General features: G+C 70.4%; 19 protein-coding genes. 17 read left to right on the forward strand and 2 right to left on the reverse strand.

The features are described 5' to 3' along the window. Nucleotides 1-58 precede the first annotated feature (58 nt). The 14 genes from BM085_RS10505 (at nt 59) to BM085_RS10570 (ending at nt 14,341) form a co-directional block, all read left to right on the forward strand. Entirely contained in the window at nt 59-1,264 is a 1,206-nt protein-coding gene (locus tag BM085_RS10505) for an MFS transporter (RefSeq protein WP_143120874.1), read from the forward strand. A 70-nt stretch (nt 1,265-1,334) separates the two neighbouring features. Then, on the forward strand, nt 1,335-1,925 hold the full coding sequence (gene pdxT, locus BM085_RS10510; protein ID WP_093886795.1) for a pyridoxal 5'-phosphate synthase glutaminase subunit PdxT: 591 nt from the start codon (nt 1,335-1,337) through the stop codon (nt 1,923-1,925). A 3-nt stretch (nt 1,926-1,928) separates the two neighbouring features. Further along, nucleotides 1,929-2,681 carry a YebC/PmpR family DNA-binding transcriptional regulator gene (locus BM085_RS10515; protein WP_093886796.1) on the forward strand — a complete coding sequence of 251 codons (753 nt, stop codon included), beginning with the start codon at nt 1,929-1,931 and terminating at the stop codon, nt 2,679-2,681. Nucleotides 2,682-2,793: 112 nt separating this feature from the next. Further along, complete coding sequence (locus tag BM085_RS10520) at nt 2,794-4,068, forward strand: cation:proton antiporter (protein ID WP_093886797.1); 1,275 nt, start codon at nt 2,794-2,796, stop codon at nt 4,066-4,068. A 46-nt stretch (nt 4,069-4,114) separates the two neighbouring features. Beyond that, nucleotides 4,115-5,272, forward strand: a complete 1,158-nt coding sequence (locus BM085_RS10525; protein WP_093886798.1) for a GNAT family N-acetyltransferase — start codon at nt 4,115-4,117, stop codon at nt 5,270-5,272. Nucleotides 5,273-5,372: 100 nt separating this feature from the next. Next, the gene (ruvC, locus tag BM085_RS10530; protein WP_093886872.1) at nt 5,373-5,960 is read left to right on the forward strand and encodes a crossover junction endodeoxyribonuclease RuvC; all 588 of its coding nucleotides are present in this window, start codon (nt 5,373-5,375) and stop codon (nt 5,958-5,960) included. Beyond that, a complete protein-coding gene (gene ruvA / locus BM085_RS10535; protein ID WP_093886799.1) occupies nt 5,957-6,577 on the forward strand; it encodes a Holliday junction branch migration protein RuvA in 621 nt (206 codons plus the stop codon). The genes ruvC and ruvA overlap by 4 nt, the downstream gene beginning before the upstream one ends. A 14-nt stretch (nt 6,578-6,591) precedes the next feature. After that, complete coding sequence (locus BM085_RS10540) at nt 6,592-6,801, forward strand: hypothetical protein (RefSeq protein WP_093886800.1); 210 nt, start codon at nt 6,592-6,594, stop codon at nt 6,799-6,801. Further along, entirely contained in the window at nt 6,798-7,856 is a 1,059-nt protein-coding gene (ruvB, locus tag BM085_RS10545; protein WP_093886801.1) for a Holliday junction branch migration DNA helicase RuvB, read from the forward strand. Before BM085_RS10540 ends, ruvB begins: the two co-directional genes overlap by 4 nt. Before the next feature lie 226 nt (nt 7,857-8,082). After that, on the forward strand, nt 8,083-8,448 hold the full coding sequence (gene yajC, locus BM085_RS10550) for a preprotein translocase subunit YajC (RefSeq protein WP_093886802.1): 366 nt from the start codon (nt 8,083-8,085) through the stop codon (nt 8,446-8,448). An 87-nt stretch (nt 8,449-8,535) separates the two neighbouring features. Beyond that, the gene (gene secD / locus BM085_RS10555) at nt 8,536-10,281 is read left to right on the forward strand and encodes a protein translocase subunit SecD (RefSeq protein WP_093886803.1); all 1,746 of its coding nucleotides are present in this window, start codon (nt 8,536-8,538) and stop codon (nt 10,279-10,281) included. Continuing rightward, a complete protein-coding gene (gene secF, locus BM085_RS10560) occupies nt 10,281-11,324 on the forward strand; it encodes a protein translocase subunit SecF (RefSeq protein ID WP_093886804.1) in 1,044 nt (347 codons plus the stop codon). The genes secD and secF overlap by 1 nt, the downstream gene beginning before the upstream one ends. A gap of 63 nt (nt 11,325-11,387) precedes the next feature. After that, complete coding sequence (locus tag BM085_RS10565) at nt 11,388-11,906, forward strand: adenine phosphoribosyltransferase (RefSeq protein ID WP_093886805.1); 519 nt, start codon at nt 11,388-11,390, stop codon at nt 11,904-11,906. A 239-nt stretch (nt 11,907-12,145) separates the two neighbouring features. Next, nucleotides 12,146-14,341 carry a RelA/SpoT family protein gene (locus tag BM085_RS10570; protein WP_093886873.1) on the forward strand — a complete coding sequence of 732 codons (2,196 nt, stop codon included), beginning with the start codon at nt 12,146-12,148 and terminating at the stop codon, nt 14,339-14,341. 224 nt (nt 14,342-14,565) lie between these two features. Here BM085_RS10570 and BM085_RS10575 read toward each other — a convergent pair whose 3' ends face one another. Next, complete coding sequence (locus BM085_RS10575; RefSeq protein WP_177245039.1) at nt 14,566-15,816, reverse strand: DUF349 domain-containing protein; 1,251 nt, start codon at nt 15,814-15,816, stop codon at nt 14,566-14,568. A gap of 38 nt (nt 15,817-15,854) precedes the next feature. Further along, nucleotides 15,855-16,724 carry a peptidylprolyl isomerase gene (locus tag BM085_RS10580; RefSeq protein ID WP_093886806.1) on the reverse strand — a complete coding sequence of 290 codons (870 nt, stop codon included), beginning with the start codon at nt 16,722-16,724 and terminating at the stop codon, nt 15,855-15,857. A 148-nt stretch (nt 16,725-16,872) separates the two neighbouring features. Between BM085_RS10580 and BM085_RS10585 the strand changes: the two genes are divergently transcribed. From BM085_RS10585 to aspS, 3 genes are read left to right on the forward strand one after another with little or no spacing between them, the layout of a single operon-like run. Next, nucleotides 16,873-17,568, forward strand: a complete 696-nt coding sequence (locus BM085_RS10585) for an MBL fold metallo-hydrolase (protein WP_093886807.1) — start codon at nt 16,873-16,875, stop codon at nt 17,566-17,568. A gap of 2 nt (nt 17,569-17,570) precedes the next feature. After that, a complete protein-coding gene (gene hisS, locus BM085_RS10590) occupies nt 17,571-18,836 on the forward strand; it encodes a histidine--tRNA ligase (RefSeq protein ID WP_093886808.1) in 1,266 nt (421 codons plus the stop codon). Then, complete coding sequence (aspS, locus tag BM085_RS10595; protein ID WP_093886809.1) at nt 18,833-20,569, forward strand: aspartate--tRNA ligase; 1,737 nt, start codon at nt 18,833-18,835, stop codon at nt 20,567-20,569. The genes hisS and aspS overlap by 4 nt, the downstream gene beginning before the upstream one ends. Nucleotides 20,570-20,611 lie beyond the last annotated feature (42 nt).

Below are 20,611 nucleotides of genomic sequence, written 5' to 3' on the forward strand. Positions count from 1 at the left end.
CGCACGATCGGACGGCCCGGTCCCCGTGCCCGCTCCGTCCGAGAAGGAGTTCACCCCCATGTCAGCACAGAGCGGCGGCAGCATCCTGCGCCAGCCGATGTCCGTCTGGGCCACCGCGTTCGCCGCGGTCGTCGCCTTCATGGGCATCGGTCTGGTCGATCCGATTCTGCCCTCCATCGCCCAGGGGCTGCACGCCGGCCCGAGCCAGGTCTCCCTGCTGTTCACCAGCTACTTCCTGGTCACCGCCGTGGCCATGCTCGTCACCGGGTGGGTCTCCAGCCGGATCGGCGGCAAGCGCACCCTGCTGCTCGGCCTGGCCCTGGTCGTGGTCTTCGCCGCCCTGGCCGGAACCTCCGGCAGCGTCGGCGAGCTGATCGGCTTCCGGGCCGGCTGGGGCCTGGGCAACGCCCTGTTCGTGGCCACCGCACTGGCCGTCATCGTCGGCGCGGCCAGCGGCGGCGCCGAGTCCGCCATCATCCTCTACGAGGCGGCCCTCGGCCTGGGCATCTCCATGGGCCCGCTGGTCGGCGCCGCCCTCGGCGACTGGAACTGGCGCGCGCCCTTCTTCGGCACCGCCTCCCTCATGGCCGTCGGCTTCGTCCTCATCGCCACCCTGCTGAGGGCCACCCCCACGCCGGCCGTGAAGACCCGCCTGGGCGACCCGCTCCGCGCCCTCGCCCACGGCGGCCTGTCGACGACCGCCTTCACCGCGTTCTTCTACAACTTCGCCTTCTTCACGATCCTGGCCTTCACCCCCTTCATCCTCGGCATGTCGCCCTACGGCATCGGCGCGGTCTTCTTCGGCTGGGGCGCCTGCGTCGCGCTCGCCTCGGTCTTCGGCGCCCCCGCCCTGCAACGGCGGCTCGGCTCGGTCAAGGTGCTCCACCTGTCCCTGGCGGTGCTGGCCCTCCTGCAGGTCGGCATCGCGCTGTCGGGCCACGCCGGCATCGTCGTCTTCGTCATCCTGTCGGGCATCCCGATCGGCCTGAACAACACCGTGTTCACCGAGGCGGCCATGGAGGTCTCCGACGCGCCGCGGCCGGTCGCCTCCGCCGGGTACAACTTCGTGCGCTGGATGGGCGGGGCCCTCGCGCCGTACATCGCCACCAAACTGGGGGAGGACGTCGCCCCCGCGCTGCCGTACCTCCTCGGCGCGCTCTGCTGCCTGGCGGGCATGGCCGTCCTGTACGGCAGGCGCCACCACATGCGGAGCCTGGAGCGCGTCGACGCCCACGCCTTCCGGGACGCCCCCGCGGTCGCCTGACCGGTTTGGGGAGACCTGCGCAGTGGCCATACGCTGAGGGGGCATTCCGAGCACTTTGAAAGGACCACTGGTGACCATCGCCCCGACGATCGGTGTGTTCGCTCTGCAGGGAGACGTGCGCGAGCATGCGCGCTCCCTGGAGACGGCGGGCGCAAAGGCGGTAGCCGTACGGCGGCCCGGTGAGCTGGAGGCGGTCGACGCCCTGGTCATCCCCGGCGGGGAGTCCACCACGATGTGGAAGCTCGCCGAGACCTTCGACCTGCTCGAACCGCTCAGGCTGAGGATCAAGAACGGCATGCCCGCCTACGGCTCCTGCGCCGGCATGATCATGCTGGCCGACCGGATCGAGGGCGGCATCGACGGCCAGCAGACGATCGGCGGCATCGACATGGTGGTCCGCCGCAACGCCTTCGGCCGCCAGGTCGACTCCTTCGAGGCCGACGTCGACTTCGCCGGCCGCGGCCCGCTGCGCGCGGTTTTCATCCGCGCCCCGTGGGTGGAATCCGTCGGTTCCGACGTCGAAGTGCTGGCTCGGGCCGAAGCTGGGGATAGGATCGTCGCGGTCCGCCAAGGACCGCTGCTCGCCACGTCCTTCCATCCAGAACTTACCGGGGATGTCGGCGTGCATTCATACTTTGTTGAGATGGTGAGGGAGCTCTAGGCGATGTCCGGCCACTCCAAATGGGCGACGACGAAGCACAAGAAGGCCGCGCTCGACTCCAAGCGCGGCAAGCTGTTCGCCAAGCTCATCAAGAACATCGAGGTCGCGGCCCGGACCGGCGGCCCGGACCCGGACGGTAACCCGACGCTGTACGACGCCATCACCAAGGCGCGCAAGAGCTCGGTCCCGATCGACAACATCGAGCGCGCCCGCAAGCGCGGCGGCGGTCTGGAGGCCGGCGGCGCCGACTGGCAGACCATCATGTACGAGGGCTACGCCCCGGGCGGTGTGGCGGTGCTGATCGAGTGCCTCACCGACAACCGCAACCGCGCGGCCTCCGAGGTGCGCGTCGCGCTGACCCGCAACGGCGGCTCCCTGGCCGACCCCGGCTCGGTGTCCTACATGTTCAACCGCAAGGGCGTCGTGCTCGTCCCCAAGGGTGAGCTGTCCGAGGACGACGTGCTGACCGCGGTCCTCGACGCGGGCGCCGAGGAGGTCAACGACCTGGGCGACCAGTTCGAGGTCGTCTCCGAGGCCACCGATCTCGTCCCGGTCCGCAAGGCCCTGCAGGACGCCGGGATCGACTACGACTCGGCCGAGTCCGGCTTCCTGCCGACGATGAACGTCCCGCTCGACGAGGACGGCGCCCGCAAGGTCTTCAGGTTGATCGACGCCCTTGAGGACAGCGACGACGTCCAGAACGTCTGGGCCAACTTCGACGTGTCCGACGAGGTTCTGGAGAAGCTCGACGCGTGACGGCCTCCGGAGCGCCCGCCTCCCTCGCGGAGGCGGGCGCTCCGCCGTCTGATGAGTATTTCGAGTTGTCTGTGAGGTTTGTCCCCGCGGCTGAGGGCAGCCCAGGCGGACGATGGGGAATCCTGATCTGATCTTCGCGCTGGCAGGCGCCGGAGCCCTGCTCGCGGCCGTCCTGCCCCGGCTGCTCAACCGGCGACCCTTCTCGTTGCCGCTGGCCTGCCTGATCGGCGGGATCCTGCTCTACCTCCTGCCGCTGGACCTGCCCAGGCCCGACCCCGTGGCCCATCGGGCCCTGGTCGAGCACGCCACCGAGATCTGCGTGCTGATCTCGCTCATGGGCGCCGGGCTCGCGATCAACCGGCGCTTCGGGCCGCGCGCCTGGGCCTCCACCTGGCGCCTGCTGGGATGGACGCTCCCGCTGACCGTCATGGGAGTGGCCGGCGCCGCCTGCCTTCTGCTGGACTGGCCCCCGGCCGCGGCGCTGCTGCTGGGCGCGGTGCTCGCCCCGACCGACCCGGTGCTCGCCTCCGACGTGCAGGTCGGCGAGCCCGTCGACTCCGAGAAGGCCGACGACGAGGTCCGCTTCACCCTCACCTCCGAGGCGGGGCTCAACGACGGTCTGGCCTTCCCCCTGGTGTTCGCCGCCATCGCGATGGCGTCCGCCGGCGGCTTCGGATGGGCCGGCGAGTGGGTCCTGGTGGACCTGCTCTACAGATGCGGGGCGGGACTGCTCTGCGGCCTGCTGGCCGGAAAGCTGCTGGGCCGGCTGTTCTTCCGCGCCCCGGTGTCCGACCTGCGGCTCGCCGAGCACAGGGACGGCTTCGTCGCGCTGGCCGCGACGTTCCTGGCGTACGGCCTCACCGAGCTGGTGCACGGATACGGCTTCATCGCGGTGTTCGTGACCGCGTGCACCATCAGGGCCGCCGAGCGCACCCACGGGTACAACGGCGTGCTGCACGGCTTCATCGAGCAGATCGAGCGGCTGTTCACCGCCTGGCTGATCCTGCTGCTCGGCGGCTTCGTGGCGGTGGGCGGCCTGGCCGCGCTCACCTGGCGGGGCGCGGCCGTCGGCTTGATCCTGCTGCTGGTGATCCGGCCGCTGACCGGCTGGGTCGCCCAGCTCGGCGGGCGGGCGGGGCCGCGCGAGCGCGGCGTGACGGCCTTCTTCGGCATCCGCGGCATCGGCTCGCTGTTCTACCTCGCCTACGCCCTCGGGCACGCCGAATTCGGCGTGCCCGCCGAGGAGCTCTGGGCGGTGGTCGCCTTCACCGTGCTGGCCTCCCTGGTCCTGCACGGGGTCACCGCGACGCCGATCATGTCGCGGCTGGACCGCCTGCGCGACAGGACGGGGGACGCGGGGACCGAGCCCGCCGCGCGCCACCTGTAGGGATCGATTCGCCTTTCCGGACCCGCCCTGCCTAGGTTGGGGGCTTGTGGAGCTACGTGATCTGACCGCCGACGACCTCGACGCGGTGCTGGACAACCGCAAGCGCGCCTTCGGGCCCATCTCGGGAGGGGATCTGGAGACCTGGCGCAAGCTGGTCGTCCCGATGCTCGAAGAGGGGAGATACCTCGGGATCGTCGACGGCTCCCGGCTGGTCGCGACCAGCCGGGTCAACGACTTCACCCAGTGGTGGCACGGCAGGCCGATCTCCATGGGCGGCGTCGCGTCGGTGACCGTCGCCCCCGAGGAGCGGGGACGAGGCGTCGGCCGGACGCTGATGCGGGCCACCGTCGACCGCTGCGCGGAGCTGGGCCATCCGGTCTCGGCGCTCTACCCGGCCACCACCCACATCTACCGGTCGCTCGGCTGGGAGCACGCCGGCGCCATGCACCGGGCCACCCTGCCGGCCGAGGCCCTGCGCGCGATCAGGACCACCGGGCAGGTCGAGATCCGCCGGATGGGCCCCGCCGACGCCGCCGAGGTGGTCGCCGTCCTCGGCCGCGTCCACGCCGCCACCCGCGCCTCCGGCCCCGTCTGCTGGGACGAGAGAACCTGGCGCCTGCACCTGGAGGAGCGGGACGCCTTCCTCTACCTGGCCGACGACGGTTTCGTGGTCTACCGCTGGCAGGGCGGCGACATCGAGGTCTCCAACCTCGTCGCGGGCTCGGAGGCCACGGCACGGGCGCTGTGGGCGATGGTCGGCTCGTCGGCCTCCATCGCCAAGTCGGTCCGGGCGGTCGTCGCCCCCGACGACCCGGTGTTCTGGCTGATCGGGGACCGTCCCAGAGACGAGGTCGGCCAGACCCGCTGGATGTTCCGCGTCGTCGACCTCGCCCCGGCCGTCGCCGGACGCGGCTTCCCGGCGGGCGTCACCCTCGACGCCGTCGTCCGGGTCGACGACCCCCAGCGCCCCGCGAACTCCGGTCCGTGGCACCTGTCGGTCTCCGGCGGCTCCGGTACGGCCGAGCCCGCGGGCACCCTGCCGGAGTCCACTCCCGCCTTCACCGCCGGCGGCTTCTCCGCCCTGTTCGCCGGAGTCCCGGCGGCCACCCTGCGCCGCTCGGGTCTCCTCACCGGCCCGGCGGACGGAGACGACGCCCTCGACGCCGCCTTCCAGGCCAGAGCCCACATGCTCGACTACTTCTGAGCGGCGGTGAGGTGGCCGTGCGCGGTGCGCTCCCACGCGGTAGAGTCGGGCACCGAACAGGTGTTCGGCGAGCGGAGGCGTGTCGGTGCGGTTGCCCGAGCTGCGGGTGATGGGGGTCGATCCGGGGCTGACCCGGTGCGGGCTCGGGGCGGTCGAGGGACGGCCCGGAGCGCCGCTCAGCCTCGTCAAGGTCGGAGTCGTCCGGACCCCGGCCGACGACGAGATCGGGGCCAGGCTGGTGGCGATCGAAGCGGGCATCGAGCAGTGGCTCGACGAGATCCGGCCCGACGCGGTCGCCGTGGAGCGGGTCTTCGCCCAGCACAACCTCAGGACCGTGATGGGCACCGCGCAGGCGTCCGCCGTGGCGATCCTGTGCGCCTCCCGCCGGGGACTGCCGGTGGCCCTGCACACGCCGTCCGAGGTCAAGGCCGCGATCACCGGCAGCGGCACGGCCGACAAGCAGCAGGTGGGGACGATGGTGACCCGGCTGCTGCGGCTGGACGCCATGCCCAAGCCCGCCGACGCCGCCGACGCGCTGGCGCTCGCGATCTGCCACGTGTGGCGGGGCGGGGCGCAGAACCGGCTGGCCGAGGCCGTGGCCAGGACCAAGACCGGGCCGGGGACGACCGCCGCCGCCTATTTCCGGGGGCGGGGCCGGGCCGGATATTCGAGAGGAACCACGCAGTGATCGCCTCGGTGCGGGGACGGGTGGCCGCGATCGCGCCCGACGGTGCGGTGGTCGAGGTCGGCGGGGTGGGCATGCTGGTCCACTGCACGCCGGGCACGCTGGCCACGCTCAGGGTGGGCGAGGAGGCCCGGCTGGCCACCTCGCTGGTGGTCCGGGAGGAGTCGCTGACGCTGTTCGGCTTCGGGAGCGACGACGAGCGCGGCGTCTTCGAGATGCTGCAGACGGCCAACGGGGTCGGCCCCAAGGTCGCTCTGGCGATGCTGGCCGTCCACACCCCCAACGCGCTCCGGACGGCCGTGGCGAGCGCCGACGTCAAGGCGCTGACCAGGGTTCCCGGGGTGGGCCCCAAGGGGGCCCAGCGGATCATCGTCGATCTCAAGGACAAGCTCGGCACGCCCGATCAGGCCGTCAACGCCGTCCTCAACGGCGGTACGGCCGCGCCCGCCTGGCGGGACCAGGTGCACTCCGGACTGGTCGGCCTCGGCTACTCGGCCCGGGACGCCGACGAGGCCGTCGCGGCCGTCGCCCCCCAGGCCGACGCCGAGGTGGCGGAGGGCCGCTCCCCGCAGGTGGCGACGTTGCTCAAGGCCGCGCTCCGCGCCCTGAGCGTGCGGTGAGGACGGGGTCTGCGATGCGGATCCCGGAGGGACGCGGCACGCTCGGCAAGGTGGCGGCCGTCCGCGCGGGTCTGGACGGCCGGGACCGGTCGGGCGAGACGGGAGTCGTCCGCGCGGGTCTGGACGGCCGGGACCGGTCGGGCGAGACGGGAGTCGTCCGCGCGGGTCCGGACGGCTCAGGTGAGGCGGGGAGGACCCGCGTGAGTGAAGGTGGACCGGCGTGAGCTTCGATCGGGATCTGGTGGCGCCGGACGCCGAGGGCGACGAGCGGCTGATCGAGGCGGCGCTGCGGCCCAAGCGCCTGGACGAGTTCATCGGCCAGGCACGGGTGCGCGAGCAGCTGTCGCTGGTGCTGCAGAGCGCGCTGCGGCGCAACCGGCCGCCGGACCATGTGCTGATGAGCGGCGGGCCCGGGCTGGGCAAGACGACCCTCTCCATGATCATCGCCACGGAGCTCTCCGTGCCGCTCCGGATCACCTCCGGGCCCGCGCTGGAGCGGGCGGGTGACCTCGCGGCGATCCTGTCGACCCTCTCGGAGGGAGAGGTCCTCTTCATCGACGAGATCCACCGGATGGCCCGTCCGGCGGAGGAGATGCTTTATCTCGCGATGGAGGACTTCCGCGTCGACATCGTGGTGGGCAAGGGGCCCGGGGCGACCGCGATCCCGCTGGAGGTCGCGCCGTTCACCCTGGTCGGGGCCACCACGCGGGCCGGGCTGCTGCCCGCGCCGCTGCGCGACCGGTTCGGCTTCGTCGCGCACATGGAGTTCTACGACGTGGCCGAGCTGGAGCAGGTGCTGCACCGCTCCTCACGGCTGCTGGGCCTGCAGCTCCCCGGCGACGCGGCGCACGAGATCGCCGGACGGTCGCGGGGCACGCCCCGTATCGCCAACCGGCTGCTGCGCCGGGTCCGCGACTTCGCCGAGGTGCGGGCCGACGGAGTGGTCACCCGGGACGTCGCCTCGGCGGCGCTGAACCTCTACGAGGTGGACGCCGAGGGGCTGGACCGGCTGGACCGGGCGGTGCTCGGGGCGCTGCTGCGGAAGTTCGGGGGCGGCCCGGTGGGACTTTCCACGCTGGCGGTCGCGGTGGGGGAGGAGCCCGAGACGGTCGAAGTGGTCGCGGAGCCGTTCCTGGTCCGGCAGGGCCTGCTGGCGCGCACCCCCCGGGGCCGGGTCGCCACCGCCGCGGCCTGGGTCCACCTGGGGCTGACGCCGCCGCCGGACGCGTTCGGCGCCTCGATGCTCGTCGATCTTGAGGATGATCTGGGGCAGGCCTGACGTTGGGTTTTGATGGGGAAACCGTACAGAGTTGATCACAGATCGGTGACAACGGTATCGAAATGGGAACTTCCCTGCGCGCCTGTCCGTGACTTCGTTGCCGCGCTCTAACAGCTCGCCTAAACTCCGTGGCTTGGCTGGCTGTGTAGGCTGACGTGCTGAGCGGCGTGGCCGCATACGACGTCCGGCCCCAGGCCGGTCATTCTTAAGCCTAAGGAGCGGCCCTATGGGCGACTATTCAAGCCTTATCATGATCGCTCTGATGGTCGTGGTGTTCTACTTCCTGCTTATCCGGCCGCAGCGCAAGCGGCAGCAGGAGCAGGCCCAGATGCAGAACTCCCTGACCTCCGGAACCCGCATCATGACCACGACGGGGCTTTTCGCGACCGTGGTGGCGATCGACGCCGACGACGTGATCCTGGAGATCGCCCCCGGTGTCGAGACCCGCTGGGTCAAGGCCGCGATCGGCCGCGTGCTGACCCCGGTCGACGACGTCGAGCACGAGGAAGATGTCAAGAGTGTCGACGTCGTGGACGACAATGTGGTGGACACCGTGAAGCCGCACGACGACCAGGACTCGCCGAAGAAGTGATGCACAGGCTCACCGACCATCCCCTATAGCCGAAAGAACTGACGACCAGTGGCCCGACCGACCAGCGGCCAGAGCAGACCGGGGCGCATGCTCCTGGTGCTTCTGGCGATTATTCTCGCCATGGGCGGGGTGATGTTCTTCAACAAGGCATTCACCCCGGAATATGGCCTCGACCTCGCCGGCGGCACGACAGTGACGCTGCAGCCCGTCACCCCGAACGGCTCTCCTCCCACCGAGGAGAGCCTCAACCTCGCCGTGGGCATCATCCGCAACCGGGTGAACGGCAGCGGAATCTCCGACGCCGAGGTCGCCAAGTCCGGTGACAACATCGTCATCTCCGTCCCCGGAGCCGGGCAGGAGGAAGTCGTCAAGCTGGTCGGCACCACCGCGGAGCTGCGATTCCGCCAGGTGATGGCGGTCGCGGCAGGGTCGCCGCCGCCCCCCGCTCAGATGCCCACCCAGGCGCCGACACCGGCGCCGTCCGCCTCTCCCACGGCCACCGGCAAGCAGAACTCCAGGGCCCCCAAGTCCGAGCAGACGGCCACGCCGAGCCCGACCGGCTCGCCCGCCGGTCGTGCCCTGTCCTCGGCGCTCACCAACCCGAGCCCGGGCGCCACGCAGGCCCCCTCGGACAAGAAGCCGGCCAAGAACGCGTCTCCGTCCGCGGAGCCGAGTCGGAGCGCCGCTCCGTCGGCGCAGCCCACGGCCCCGGCCATGGACCCGAACGACCCGATGGCGGGCGTGGACCCGAACGGGATCGACCCGGCGGTGCTCAAGCAGTTCCAGGAGCTCGACTGCGCCAAGGACAACGGCCAGGGCGCCCAGGACGACCCCAACAAGCAGTTCGTCGGCTGCAGCCAGGACGCCGGCACCAAATACGTGCTCGACAAGGCGGCCGTGACCGGCACCTCGATCGACACCGCGACCGCCGGGGTCGACCAGACCACCGGTGAGTGGCTCGTCCAGCTCTCCTTCAAGGGCGACGGCCCGACCCAGTGGTCGAAGGTCACCACCACCGCCTTCAACTCGCAGCCGCCGCGCAACCAGGTCGCCATGGTCCTGGACGGCGTGGTGATCTCCGCGCCGGTCATCCAGGAGCCGATCACCGGCGGCCGGGCGCAGATCTCCGGCAGCTTCACCCAGGTGACGGCCGACGAGCTGGCCAGCCAGCTCAAGTTCGGCGCGCTGCCGCTGAAGTTCAAGAAGGGCTCGATCGAGGAGGTCTCCTCCACCCTGGGCGCCGACCAGCTCCGCGGCGGCCTGATCGCCGGCGCGATCGGCCTCGGCCTGGTGCTCGTCTACTCGATGCTCTACTACCGGGGGCTGGGCATCGTCTCGGTGCTGAGCCTCATGGTCGCCTCGATCCTGACCTACCAGGCGGTGGTGATCCTCGGCGCGTTCGCGGGCTTCCGCCTGTCGCTGCCGCACATCATCGGCCTGATCGTCTCGATCGGTATCACCGCGGACTCGTTCATCGTCTACTTCGAACGCATCCGTGACGAGATGAAGGAGGGCCGCCGCTCGCTGCGGACGGCCGTCGAGGTCGCCTGGGTCCGTGCCCGGCGGACGATCCTGATCGCGGACGCGGTCATGTTCATCGCCGCCGTGGTCCTGTACTTCCTGGCGGTCGGCGGCGTGGCCGGATTCGCGTTCGCGATGGGCCTGACCACTCTGATCGACATCGCCGTGGTGTTCATGTTCACCAAGCCGTTCGTCGCGCTGCTCGCCAAGCGGAAGTTCTTCGCCAGGGGCCACAAGCTCTCCGGCCTCGACGCCGAGCGCATGAGCCTCCAGACGTCCGTCGGCTCCAAGCCCACCCCGCAGGAGGCCTGATGTCCGGCATCGCGCGCCGGCTGTACCGAGGCGAGGTCAATGTCGACTTCGTCGGGCGCAAGAAGCTCTGGTACGGCCTCTCCGCCGTCCTCCTGCTGATCTCCATCGCCGGTCTGCTCGTCAACGGCCTGAACCTGGGCGTGGAGTTCAAGGGCGGGTCGGTGTTCTCCTTCAAGGCCCCGGCCGCCGACATCCAGCAGGTGCGCACCACCTTCAACGACGCGGGCGTACACCAGGTCATCGCGCAGACGACGAACAACGGCTGGCGGGTCACCACCGAGAGCCTCCCCGAGGAGGAGGTGACCACGGTCCAGAAGGCGGTCGCCCAGAAGTTCGGCCTGCAGCAGAACCAGGTCAACCTCCAGGTGATCGGCGCCTCGTGGGGCGGTCAGGTGGCCGACAAGGCCGTCGTCGGCCTGATCGTCTTCATGCTGGCGATCATCCTGTACCTCACGCTCGCCTTCGAGTGGAAGATGGCGCTGGCCGCCGTCGTGGCGCTGCTCCACGACCTGGTGATCACCGCCGGCGTCTACGCGTGGTCCGGATTCGAGGTCACCCCGGCGACCCTGCTGGGCTTCCTGACGATCCTCGGATACTCGCTGTACGACGCGGTCGTCGTGTTCGACATGATCAAGGAGGTCACCGCCAAGCTCGGCACGACCTCCAAGATGACCTACACGCAGGCCGCCAACAACGCGCTGAACCACACGCTGATCCGGTCGCTGAACACCACCCTGGTGGCGATCCTGCCGGTGGCCGCGATCCTGTTCATCGGCACCACGCTGTTCGGCGCCGGCACGCTGAAGGACCTGTCGCTGGCCCTGTTCGTCGGCATGATCGTCGGCACGTACTCCTCGCTGTGCGTGGCGACGCCGATGCTGGTCACATTGAAGGAGCGGGAGTCGCGTTACCAGGCGATCGCCCGTAGGCTCGCCGCCCACGGCGGTGCGGCCGGGACGGCGGCCAAGAGCGCCCGCCAGCCGGTCACGGCGGGGGCCGCCAACGGCTCCGTGCCGGACGCCGAGAAGCGCAAGAAGAAATAGGCGGAACAAGATCACGCCTCCGCTCCCGCCAGGGGGCGGAGGCGTTTTCGTAAGGATGTGACCATGAGTGAGCTGCAGCGGCTGATCCTCGACAGGATCCGCGACATACCCGACTACCCCCAGACGGGAGTGCTGTTCAAGGACATCACCCCACTGCTCGCGGACCCGCCGGCCTTCGCGGAGGTGGTGAACGAGCTCGCCGGGCTCCACCGGGTCGACAAGATCGTCGGCATCGAGGCGCGGGGCTTCATCCTGGCCGCCCCGGCCGCCTACAAGGCGGGTGCCGGGTTCGTCCCGGTACGCAAGAAAGGCAAACTGCCCTCCGAGACGCTTGAGGCGTCCTACGATCTGGAGTACGGTTCCGCCACCATCGAGGTCCATCGGGACGCCTTCGCCCCAGGAGATCGCGTTCTGATCGTCGATGACGTGCTCGCCACCGGAGGTACGGCGTGCGCGGCGGTGGAACTGGTCCGCAGGGCGGGCGCCGACGTCGTCGCCATCGCCGTGCTCATGGAATTGGCCTCCCTCAGGGGACGCGAGCGGCTGGACGGCGTCGAGCTGCACTCCCTCGTGATCGTCTGATTCCACCCCACCGGGGTAAGCATTGAAGCCGGTCTGGATACACTTGGGAGATCTGGACTCGAATGTGAGGAGTCTGAGTGCCCCGTGATGTGGTCGTCCCCGACGTGACCGCCGACGGCGGCGGTCCCGTGACGGCCGTCCCGGCCGGCGATGCCGGTTCCGCCATGTCCGGAGCCACCGAAGAGAAGCCTGCGGTAAGGCGCAGGCTCGCGCGCTTTGGGGGGCAATGGGGTGGCGCCATGAATCCGGTGCTGGAGCCGCTGTTCCGGACGGTCCGTGCGACCCATCCGAAGGCAGACCTGCGGCTGATCGAGCGTGCCTATGATGTGGCCGCCTACCACCATCGCGATCAGAAGCGCAAGAGCGGCGACCCCTACATCACCCACCCCCTGGCGGTGGCGACGATCCTGGCCGAGCTCGGCACCGACGACGAGACGCTGTGCGCCGCGCTGCTGCACGACACCGTCGAGGACACCGCCTACGGTCTGGACGAGCTGCGCTCGGACTTCGGCGACAACATCGCGCTGCTGGTCGACGGCGTCACCAAGCTCGACAAGGTCAAGTTCGGTGACGCCGCGCAGGCCGAGACCGTGCGCAAGATGGTCGTGGCGATGTCCCGCGACATCCGGGTGCTGGTGATCAAGCTCGCCGACCGGCTGCACAACATGCGCACCATGCGCTACCTCCCCGAGCACAAGCGGCAGCAGAAGTCCCGCGAGACGCTGGAGATCTTCGCGCCGCTCGCCCACCGGCTGGGCATGAACACCATCAAGTGGGAGCTGGAGGACCTCGCGTTCGCCATGCTCTACCCCAAGCGCTACGACGAGATCGCCAGGATGGTGTCGGAGCGGGCCCCGCGCAGGGACCTGTTCCTGCAGGAGGTCATCGAGAAGGTCTCCGGCGACCTGCGCGAGGCCAAGATCCGCGCGGTGGTCAAGGGGCGTCCCAAGCACTACTACTCGGTCTACCAGAAGATGATCGCCAGGGACGTCGCCTTCGACGACATCTACGACCTGGTCGGCATCCGGGTGCTGGTCGACACGGTCCGCGACTGCTATGCCGCCCTCGGAACGATCCACGCGCGATGGAACCCGGTGCCCGGCCGGTTCAAGGACTACATCGCGATGCCCAAGTTCAACATGTACCAGTCGCTGCACACCACGGTGATCGGCCCCGAGGGCAAGCCGGTGGAGCTGCAGATCCGCACCCACGCCATGCACCACAGGTCCGAGTACGGCGTGGCCGCGCACTGGAAGTACAAGGAGGACATGACGGCCTCCGCTCCTCCCGGAGCGAAGCTGAAGCCCGGCAACGACATGGCGTGGCTCCGCCAGCTCCTGGACTGGCAGAAGGAGACCGCCGACCCGGGGGAGTTCCTGGAGTCGCTCAGGTTCGACCTGTCGGTCTCGGAGGTGTACGTCTTCACCCCGCGGGGTCAGGTGATCGCCCTCCCCGAGGGCGGGACGTCGGTCGACTTCGCCTACGCCGTGCACACCGAGGTCGGACACCGCTGCATCGGGGCCCGGGTCAACGGCCGCCTGGTGCCGCTGGAGTCGCGGCTGGGCAACGGCGACACCGTCGAGATCTTCACCTCCAAGTCGCCCGACGCGGGCCCGTCGCGCGACTGGCTCAAGTTCGTCAAGTCCGGCCGGGCCCGTAACAAGATCCGTCAGTGGTTCTCCAAGGAGCGCCGCGAGACCGCGATCGAGGCGGGCAAGGAGGCCATCGGCCGGGCCATGCGCAAGCAGGGCCTGCCGTTGCAGCGCATGATGTCCGGAGAGTCCCTCCTGACCCTCGCCAGGGACCTGCGCTATCCCGACGTCTCCGCGCTCTACGCGGCCGTCGGAGAGGGCCACATCGCCGCCCAGGCGGTCGTGCAGAAGCTGGTGCACTCCCTCGGAGGGGTGGACGGCGCGGAGGAGGACATCGCCGAGGCCGCGGTGCCCACGAAGGTGCGTGGCCGGCCCCGCGGCAGCGGTGGCGCGGGCGTGGTGGTGGCGGGCGACTCGGACGTGTGGGTACGGCTGTCGCGCTGCTGCACTCCCGTGCCCGGTGACGAGATCATCGGCTTCGTCACCCGTGGGCACGGCGTGTCGGTGCACCGCACCAACTGTCCCAACGTGGAGCAGCTGAAGTCCCAGCCGGACCGGCTGGTCGAGGTGGCCTGGTCGGCCGCGGACGACTCGGTGTTCCTGGTCGCCCTGCAGGTCGAGGCGCTCGACCGGCCGCGCCTGCTGTCGGATGTGACCCGGACCCTTTCGGACCAGCACGTGAACATCCTGTCGGCGTCGGTGACGACGTCCAGGGACCGGGTGGCGATCAGCAAGTTCACCTTCGAGATGGGCGACCCCAAGCACCTGGGGCACGTCCTGAAGGCCGTGCGCAACATCCCGGGTGTCTACGACGTCTACCGGGTCAGCGGCGCCGGAGCCTGACCCCGCCGCCCCGCCACCGGGCGGGGCGAGGTCCCCGTACCCGCCGCGGGTGCCGCTCCCCGTCTCCCGGACGGCCGGGGCCTCGGCGCGCGTGCGAGCGGGTGGGGCGGCCGGCACCGTGCCGCCGCGAGGCCGCCCAGGGGCCGCCGGCTGCGCCGTACGGGGGAATGCCGGAGGGCGCGCCCCCGCAAGCGGGGACACGCCCTCCAGGGTCTCTCAGCGCGTCAGGAGAACTCGGCGAGCGTGCGCTCGGCCTCCTCCAGCCAGGAACGGCGGGCGATCAGGGCCTCCTGGGCGTCCTTCACGTCCTTGTCCTTGCCGGCCGCCTGCGCCTTGGCCAGGCGGGTCTCCAACTGCTCGATCGACTTGTGGAGCTGGTCGACCGTGTTCTGGGCACGCGCGCGGGCCTCGGGGTTGGAGCGCTTCCACTCCGCCTCCTCGGCCTTGCGGACCGCTTCGTCGATCTTGCGCAGCCCGCCCTCAAGGCGGTCGCGCTGCTCGCGCGGGACCTGACCGGCGGCCTCCCACCGCTCCAGGATGCCGCGCAGCGCGGCCCTGGCGGAGCGGGCGTCGGAGACCGGGACGATCTTCTCGGCCTCGGCGAGGAGCTGCTCCTTGACCTCGGCGTTGGCCGCCAGCGAGGCGTCGCGCTCGGCGAAGACCGCGGAACGGGCCTGGAAGAACTGGTCCTGGGCGCCCTTGAAACGGCCCCAGAGCTCGTCCTCCACCTCACGGGAGGCCCGGCCCGCCGTCTTCCACTGCTGCATCAGCTCGCGGTAGGCGGAGGCCGTGGCGCCCCAGTCGGTGGAGGAGGCCAGTGCCTCGGCCTCGGCGACGATCCGCTCCTTGGAGGAGCGCACGCCCTCACGCTGCTCGTCCAGCCCGGCGAAGTAGGCCTTGCGCCGCTTGGCGAAGGCCGTACGGGCCGCGGACAGCCGCTTCCAGAGCGCCGCCTCGGTGACGCGGTCGATGCGCTCGGCCGCCTTCCACTCCTCGACGAGCTGGCGCAGCCGCTCGCCGCCGGTCTTCCAGTGGGTGGTGTCGTCGGCGATGCGCTCGGCCTCGGCGACGATCCGCTCCTTGATGCCCTTGGCCTCCGCGCGGGCCACGTCACGAGCGGCCTTGACCTCCTCGCGGCGCTGGGCGACCAGCTCCGTGAGGACGTTCAGCCGGTTCAGCAGCGCGTCGAGGTCGCCGACCGCATGCGCGCCGGTGATCGCTTCGCGGAGCTTGACGATGGTCGCCTCGGCCTGGGCGGGTGGCAGGTCGGTGCCGCGGACCCGCTGTTCCAGCAGCGTCACCTGCCCGGCCAGCTCGTCGAACTTGCGATGGAAGTAGGCAAGTGCCTCCTCCGGCTCGCCGGCCTGCCAGGACCCGACGGCCCGCTCTCCCTCAGCCGTACGCACGTAGACGGTGCCGTCGTCGTCTACCCGGCCCCACGGGTCGGTGCTCACCGTGTCCTCCCGCACTTTCATCAGCCTTTCGAGGCTAACCGCCCCTTGGTTGTATTACGTCAGCTCTTGTTGGACATTGTCACGTTTTTGATTTCGACGGTTTCCTTCGGAGCTCCGGTCCCGTCCCCACCGGGGGTGATGACACCACCCTTGTTCACCTTGTCGATGATCTCCATCCCCTTGGTGACCGTACCGAACGGGGTGTAGTCCGGGCTCAGCGGGGCGTCACCGTAGACGATGAAGAACTGGCTGCCGTTGGTGTCGGGGCCGCTGTTGGCCATGGCCACGACGCCCCGGGTGTACTTCGCGCCCTCGAGGTTCTCGTTGACGAAACGGTAGCCGGGGCCGCCCTGGCCGTCGGTGGGGTTCTTGCCGTCGGCCTTGGCCAGCGGGTCGCCGCACTGCAGCACCGGGAACTGGTCGGAGCCCAGGCGGTGACACTTGGAGCCGTCGAAGAACTTCTTCTCCGCCAGGAAGGCGAAGGAGTTGACCGTGCAGGGCGTCTTCCCGGCGTCCACCGCGATCACGATGTCGCCCTGGTTGGTCTTCAGGGTCATCGTCTTGGGCTTGGTGTCCACCTTGGCCGGAGGGGTGCCCACGTTCTTGGCGGGGCTGCCGTCGGCGTCGGCGACGTAGCCGCAGGTGCCGCTGGCGGGATCGAAGGCCGTCGGCTTGGCGGCGGTGTCCGTCGGCGACGGGTTCGCCGACGCCTCGGAGCTCGCCGAGGCCTCCGGGCTGGCCGTGGCCGGTGAGTCACTGCCCCCGAGCAGGGTCGTCGCGGCGATGACGCCGCCGATGACGACTACGACGCCTACGCTGGTACCGATGATCGCGTTGCGCTTGGCCCGGGCCTCCCGCTCGATGCGCCGCTGATTCTGCCGCTCGTAGTGCTCGCGCGCCAGCTGCTTCTGGCGGTCCTTGCCGCTCACCGCTTCGCCCTCCCGAGTGCCGGAGTATTACTTAATGAGGTGGGCGAATCGTATCGGCCAAAGGGTAATGGTTCGCAGCCCGCCGACCCGCACCGGTACCCTTCGGTTACATTCCCATCCGTATTCTTGACGAGATCAGCTGAGGCAGATGCTCATCGCCGGCTTTCCCGCAGGGTCGTTCCAGACCAACTGCTACGTCGTCGCGCCCGCCGCGGGCGAGGAGTGCGTCATCGTCGACCCGGGGCAGAACGCCGTCGGCGACCTGGACGACGTGCTGCGCGAGCATCGGCTGAAGCCGGTCGCGGTGCTGGTCACCCATGGTCACATCGACCACATGTGGTCGGTCGCCCCGGTCTGCGGCGCGCGTGACGTTCCCGCGTGGATCCACCCGGAGGACCGTGATCTGCTCTCCGATCCGGGTAAGGGACTGTCGCTGGCGACCAGGCAGCAGCTGTTCGGCGGGCTGGCCTTCACCGAGCCCGACGACGTGCGGGAGCTGGCCGACGGCGAGGTGCTGTGTCTGGCGGGCATGGAGCTCACGGTCGACCACACCCCGGGCCATACCAGGGGGTCGGTGACGTTCAGGCTGCCCAGCACCGAGGAGATTCCGGACGTGCTGTTCTCGGGCGACCTGTTGTTCGCCGGCTCCATCGGACGCACAGACCTCCCGGGCGGCGACTACCCGACCATCCTGCGCAGCCTGGCGACCAAATGCCTGCCGCTGCCGGAGGACACGATGGTCCTGCCCGGCCACGGACCACAGACCACGATCGGCCACGAGCGCGCGACCAACCCGTATCTCGCGGAAGCCGCCCCGTACGCCGGTCCCACCAGGGGAATCTGAAGATGACTTTGCAGGCGCCCAAGGGCACCTTCGACTGGCTCCCGCCCCGTGCGGAGCAGGCGCTCGCCGTGCGGGAGGCGCTGACCGCCCCGGCCCGCCGCGCGGGCTACGGCTACATCGAGACGCCGGTCTTCGAGGACACCGCGCTGTTCGTCCGCGGTGTCGGCGAGTCGACCGACATCGTCTCCAAGGAGATGTACACCTTCGAGGACAAGGGCGGGCGTTCGCTCACGCTGCGACCCGAGGGCACCGCGTCGGTCGTGCGCTCGGTCCTCCAGCACGGCCTGCAGAACGGCCAGCTCCCGGTGAAGCTCTGGTACTCCGGCAGCCAGTTCCGCTACGAGCGCGCGCAGAAGGGCCGCTACCGCCACTTCTGGCAGGTCGGCGCCGAGGCCCTGGGGGCCGAGGACCCCGCGCTGGACGCCGAACTGATCGTGCTGGCCGCCGACGGCTTCGCCGGGCTGGGCCTCACCGGCGTGCGGCTGCTGCTCAACACGCTCGGCGACAAGGAGTGCCGTCCCGTCTACCGGACGGCGCTGCAGGACTTCCTGCGCGCCCTCGACCTCGACGAGCCCACCCGGCAGCGGATCGAGATCAATCCGTTGCGCGTCCTCGACGACAAGCGCCCCGAGGTGCAGGCCCAGCTCGCCGGCGCCCCGCTGGTCGTCGACCACCTGTGCGAGGCGTGCAAGGCCTACCACGAGGAGGTCCGCTCGCTGCTGACCGCCGCCGGCCTGGCCTACACCGACGACCCCCGGCTGGTCCGCGGTCTCGACTACTACACGCGCACCACCTTCGAGTTCGTCCACGACGGGCTGGGCTCGCAGTCGGCGGTCGGCGGCGGCGGCCGCTACGACGGGCTGAGCGAGATGCTCGGCGGCCCGGCCCTGCCCAGCGTCGGCTGGGCGCTCGGCGTCGACCGGACGCTCCTGGCGATGGAGGCCGAGGGGCTGCTGGGCGCCGAGACCGTCGAGTCGCGCGTGCAGGTGTACGGTGTGCCGCTGGGTGAGGAGGCGCGCCGCCGGATGTTCCTGCTCATGACCGAGCTGCGCCGGGCCGGTCTCGACGCCGACATGTCGTTCGGCGGCAAGGGCGTCAAGGGCGCCATGAAGGGTGCCGACCGGTCGGGTGCGAGCTATGCGGTGATCCTCGGCGAGCGAGATATCGCCGCCGGATCCGCGCAGGTCAAGGACCTGGCCAGCGGCGACCAGGCCGCCGTGCCGCTCGCTGAGATCGTCACGACCTTGAAGGAGAGACTGAAGAAATGATCCGCACGCACGAAGCGGGATCACTGCGCAAGGAGCACGCCGGACAGCAGGTGACGCTGGCCGGTTGGGTGGCGCGCCGCCGCGACCACGGCGGTGTGGTCTTCATCGACCTGCGTGACGCCTCCGGCTCCTCCCAGGTGGTCTTCCGCGAGGAGGACGACGCGCACGGCCTGCGCGCGGAGTACTGCGTCAAGGTCGTCGGAGAGGTGCGGGTCCGTCCGGAGGGCAACGAGAACCCCGAGCTGCCGACCGGCGCGATCGAGGTCGTCGCCTCCGAGGTCGAGGTGCTCAGCGAGTCCGCGCCGCTGCCGTTCCCGATCGAGGGCGGCACGGGGGTGTCGGAGGAGGCCCGGCTCAAGTACCGCTACCTCGACATCCGCCGCCAGCAGGTCGCCAACGCCATGCGGATCCGCTCCAAGGCCACCTACCTGGCCCACGAGGTGATGAACGAGCACGGGTTCAACTACATCGAGACCCCGACGCTGACCCGTTCCACCCCCGAGGGCGCCCGTGACTTCCTGGTCCCGGTCCGGCTGCAGCCCGGCAGCTGGTACGCGCTGCCGCAGTCGCCGCAGCTGTTCAAGCAGCTGCTCATGGTCGCCGGCATGGAGCGCTACTACCAGCTCGCCCGCTGCTTCCGCGACGAGGACCTGCGCGCCGACCGGCAGCCGGAGTTCACCCAGATCGACGTCGAGATGTCCTTCGTGGACCAGGACGACGTCATCGCCCTGGGTGAGGCTCTGGTCAGCCGCATCTGGAAGGAGACGCTCGGCTACGAGCTGCCGACGCCGCTGCCCCGGATGACCTACTGGGACGCGATGTCCCGCTACGGCTCCGACAAGCCGGACCTCCGTTTCGGCCAGGAACTCGTCGAGATGACCGAGTACTTCGCCGGCACCACCTTCCGCGTGTTCCAGGCGCCGTACGTGGGCGCCGTGGTCATGCCGGGCGGCGCCTCCCAGAGCCGCAAGGAGCTGGACGGCTGGCAGGACTGGGCCAAGTCGCGCGGCGCCAGGGGCCTGGCCTACGTGCTCGTCGGCGAGGACGGCACGCTCGGCGGCCCGGTCGCCAAGAACCTCTCCGAGACCGAGGCCGCGGGCCTGGCCGCCAAGACGGGCGCCAAGTCCGGCGACGCGATCTTCTTCGCGGCCGGTACGGCCGCCGCCTCGCGCGACCTGCTCGGCGCGGCACGCCTGGAGATCGGCCGCCGCTGCGGCCTGATCGACGAGTCGGCGTGGAACTTCCTCTGGATCGTCGACGCCCCCATGTTCGAGGAGGACGGCGAGGGCGGCTGGACCGCGGTCCACCACCCGTTCACCGGGCCCAAGCCCGAGTGGGCCGACAACTTCCAGGACCACCCCGGCGAGGCCCTGGCCTACGCCTACGACATGGTCTGCAACGGCATGGAGATCGGCGGCGGCTCGATCCGTATCCACCGGGCCGAGATGCAGCAGCGGGTCTTCGACGTGCTCGGCATCTCCAAGGAGGAGGCGGAGAACAAGTTCGGCTTCCTGCTGGAGGCGTTCAAGTACGGCCCGCCGCCGCACGGGGGCATCGCCTACGGCTGGGACCGGATCTGCATGCTCCTGGCGGGCGGCGACTCCATCCGCGACGTCATCGCCTTCCCGAAGACGGCGTCCGGCTTCGACCCGCTGACCGGCGCGCCCACCCCCATCACGGGTGAGCAGCGCAAGGAGGCGGGCGTGGACGCCAAGCCGAAGGCGGAGGTCTAGGCCCGAGCGCGGCGCGGGCCCCCGGAACGACCCGTTCCGGGG

Source organism: Streptosporangium canum, assembly GCF_900113865.1.
GTDB lineage: Bacteria > Actinomycetota > Actinomycetes > Streptosporangiales > Streptosporangiaceae > Streptosporangium > Streptosporangium canum.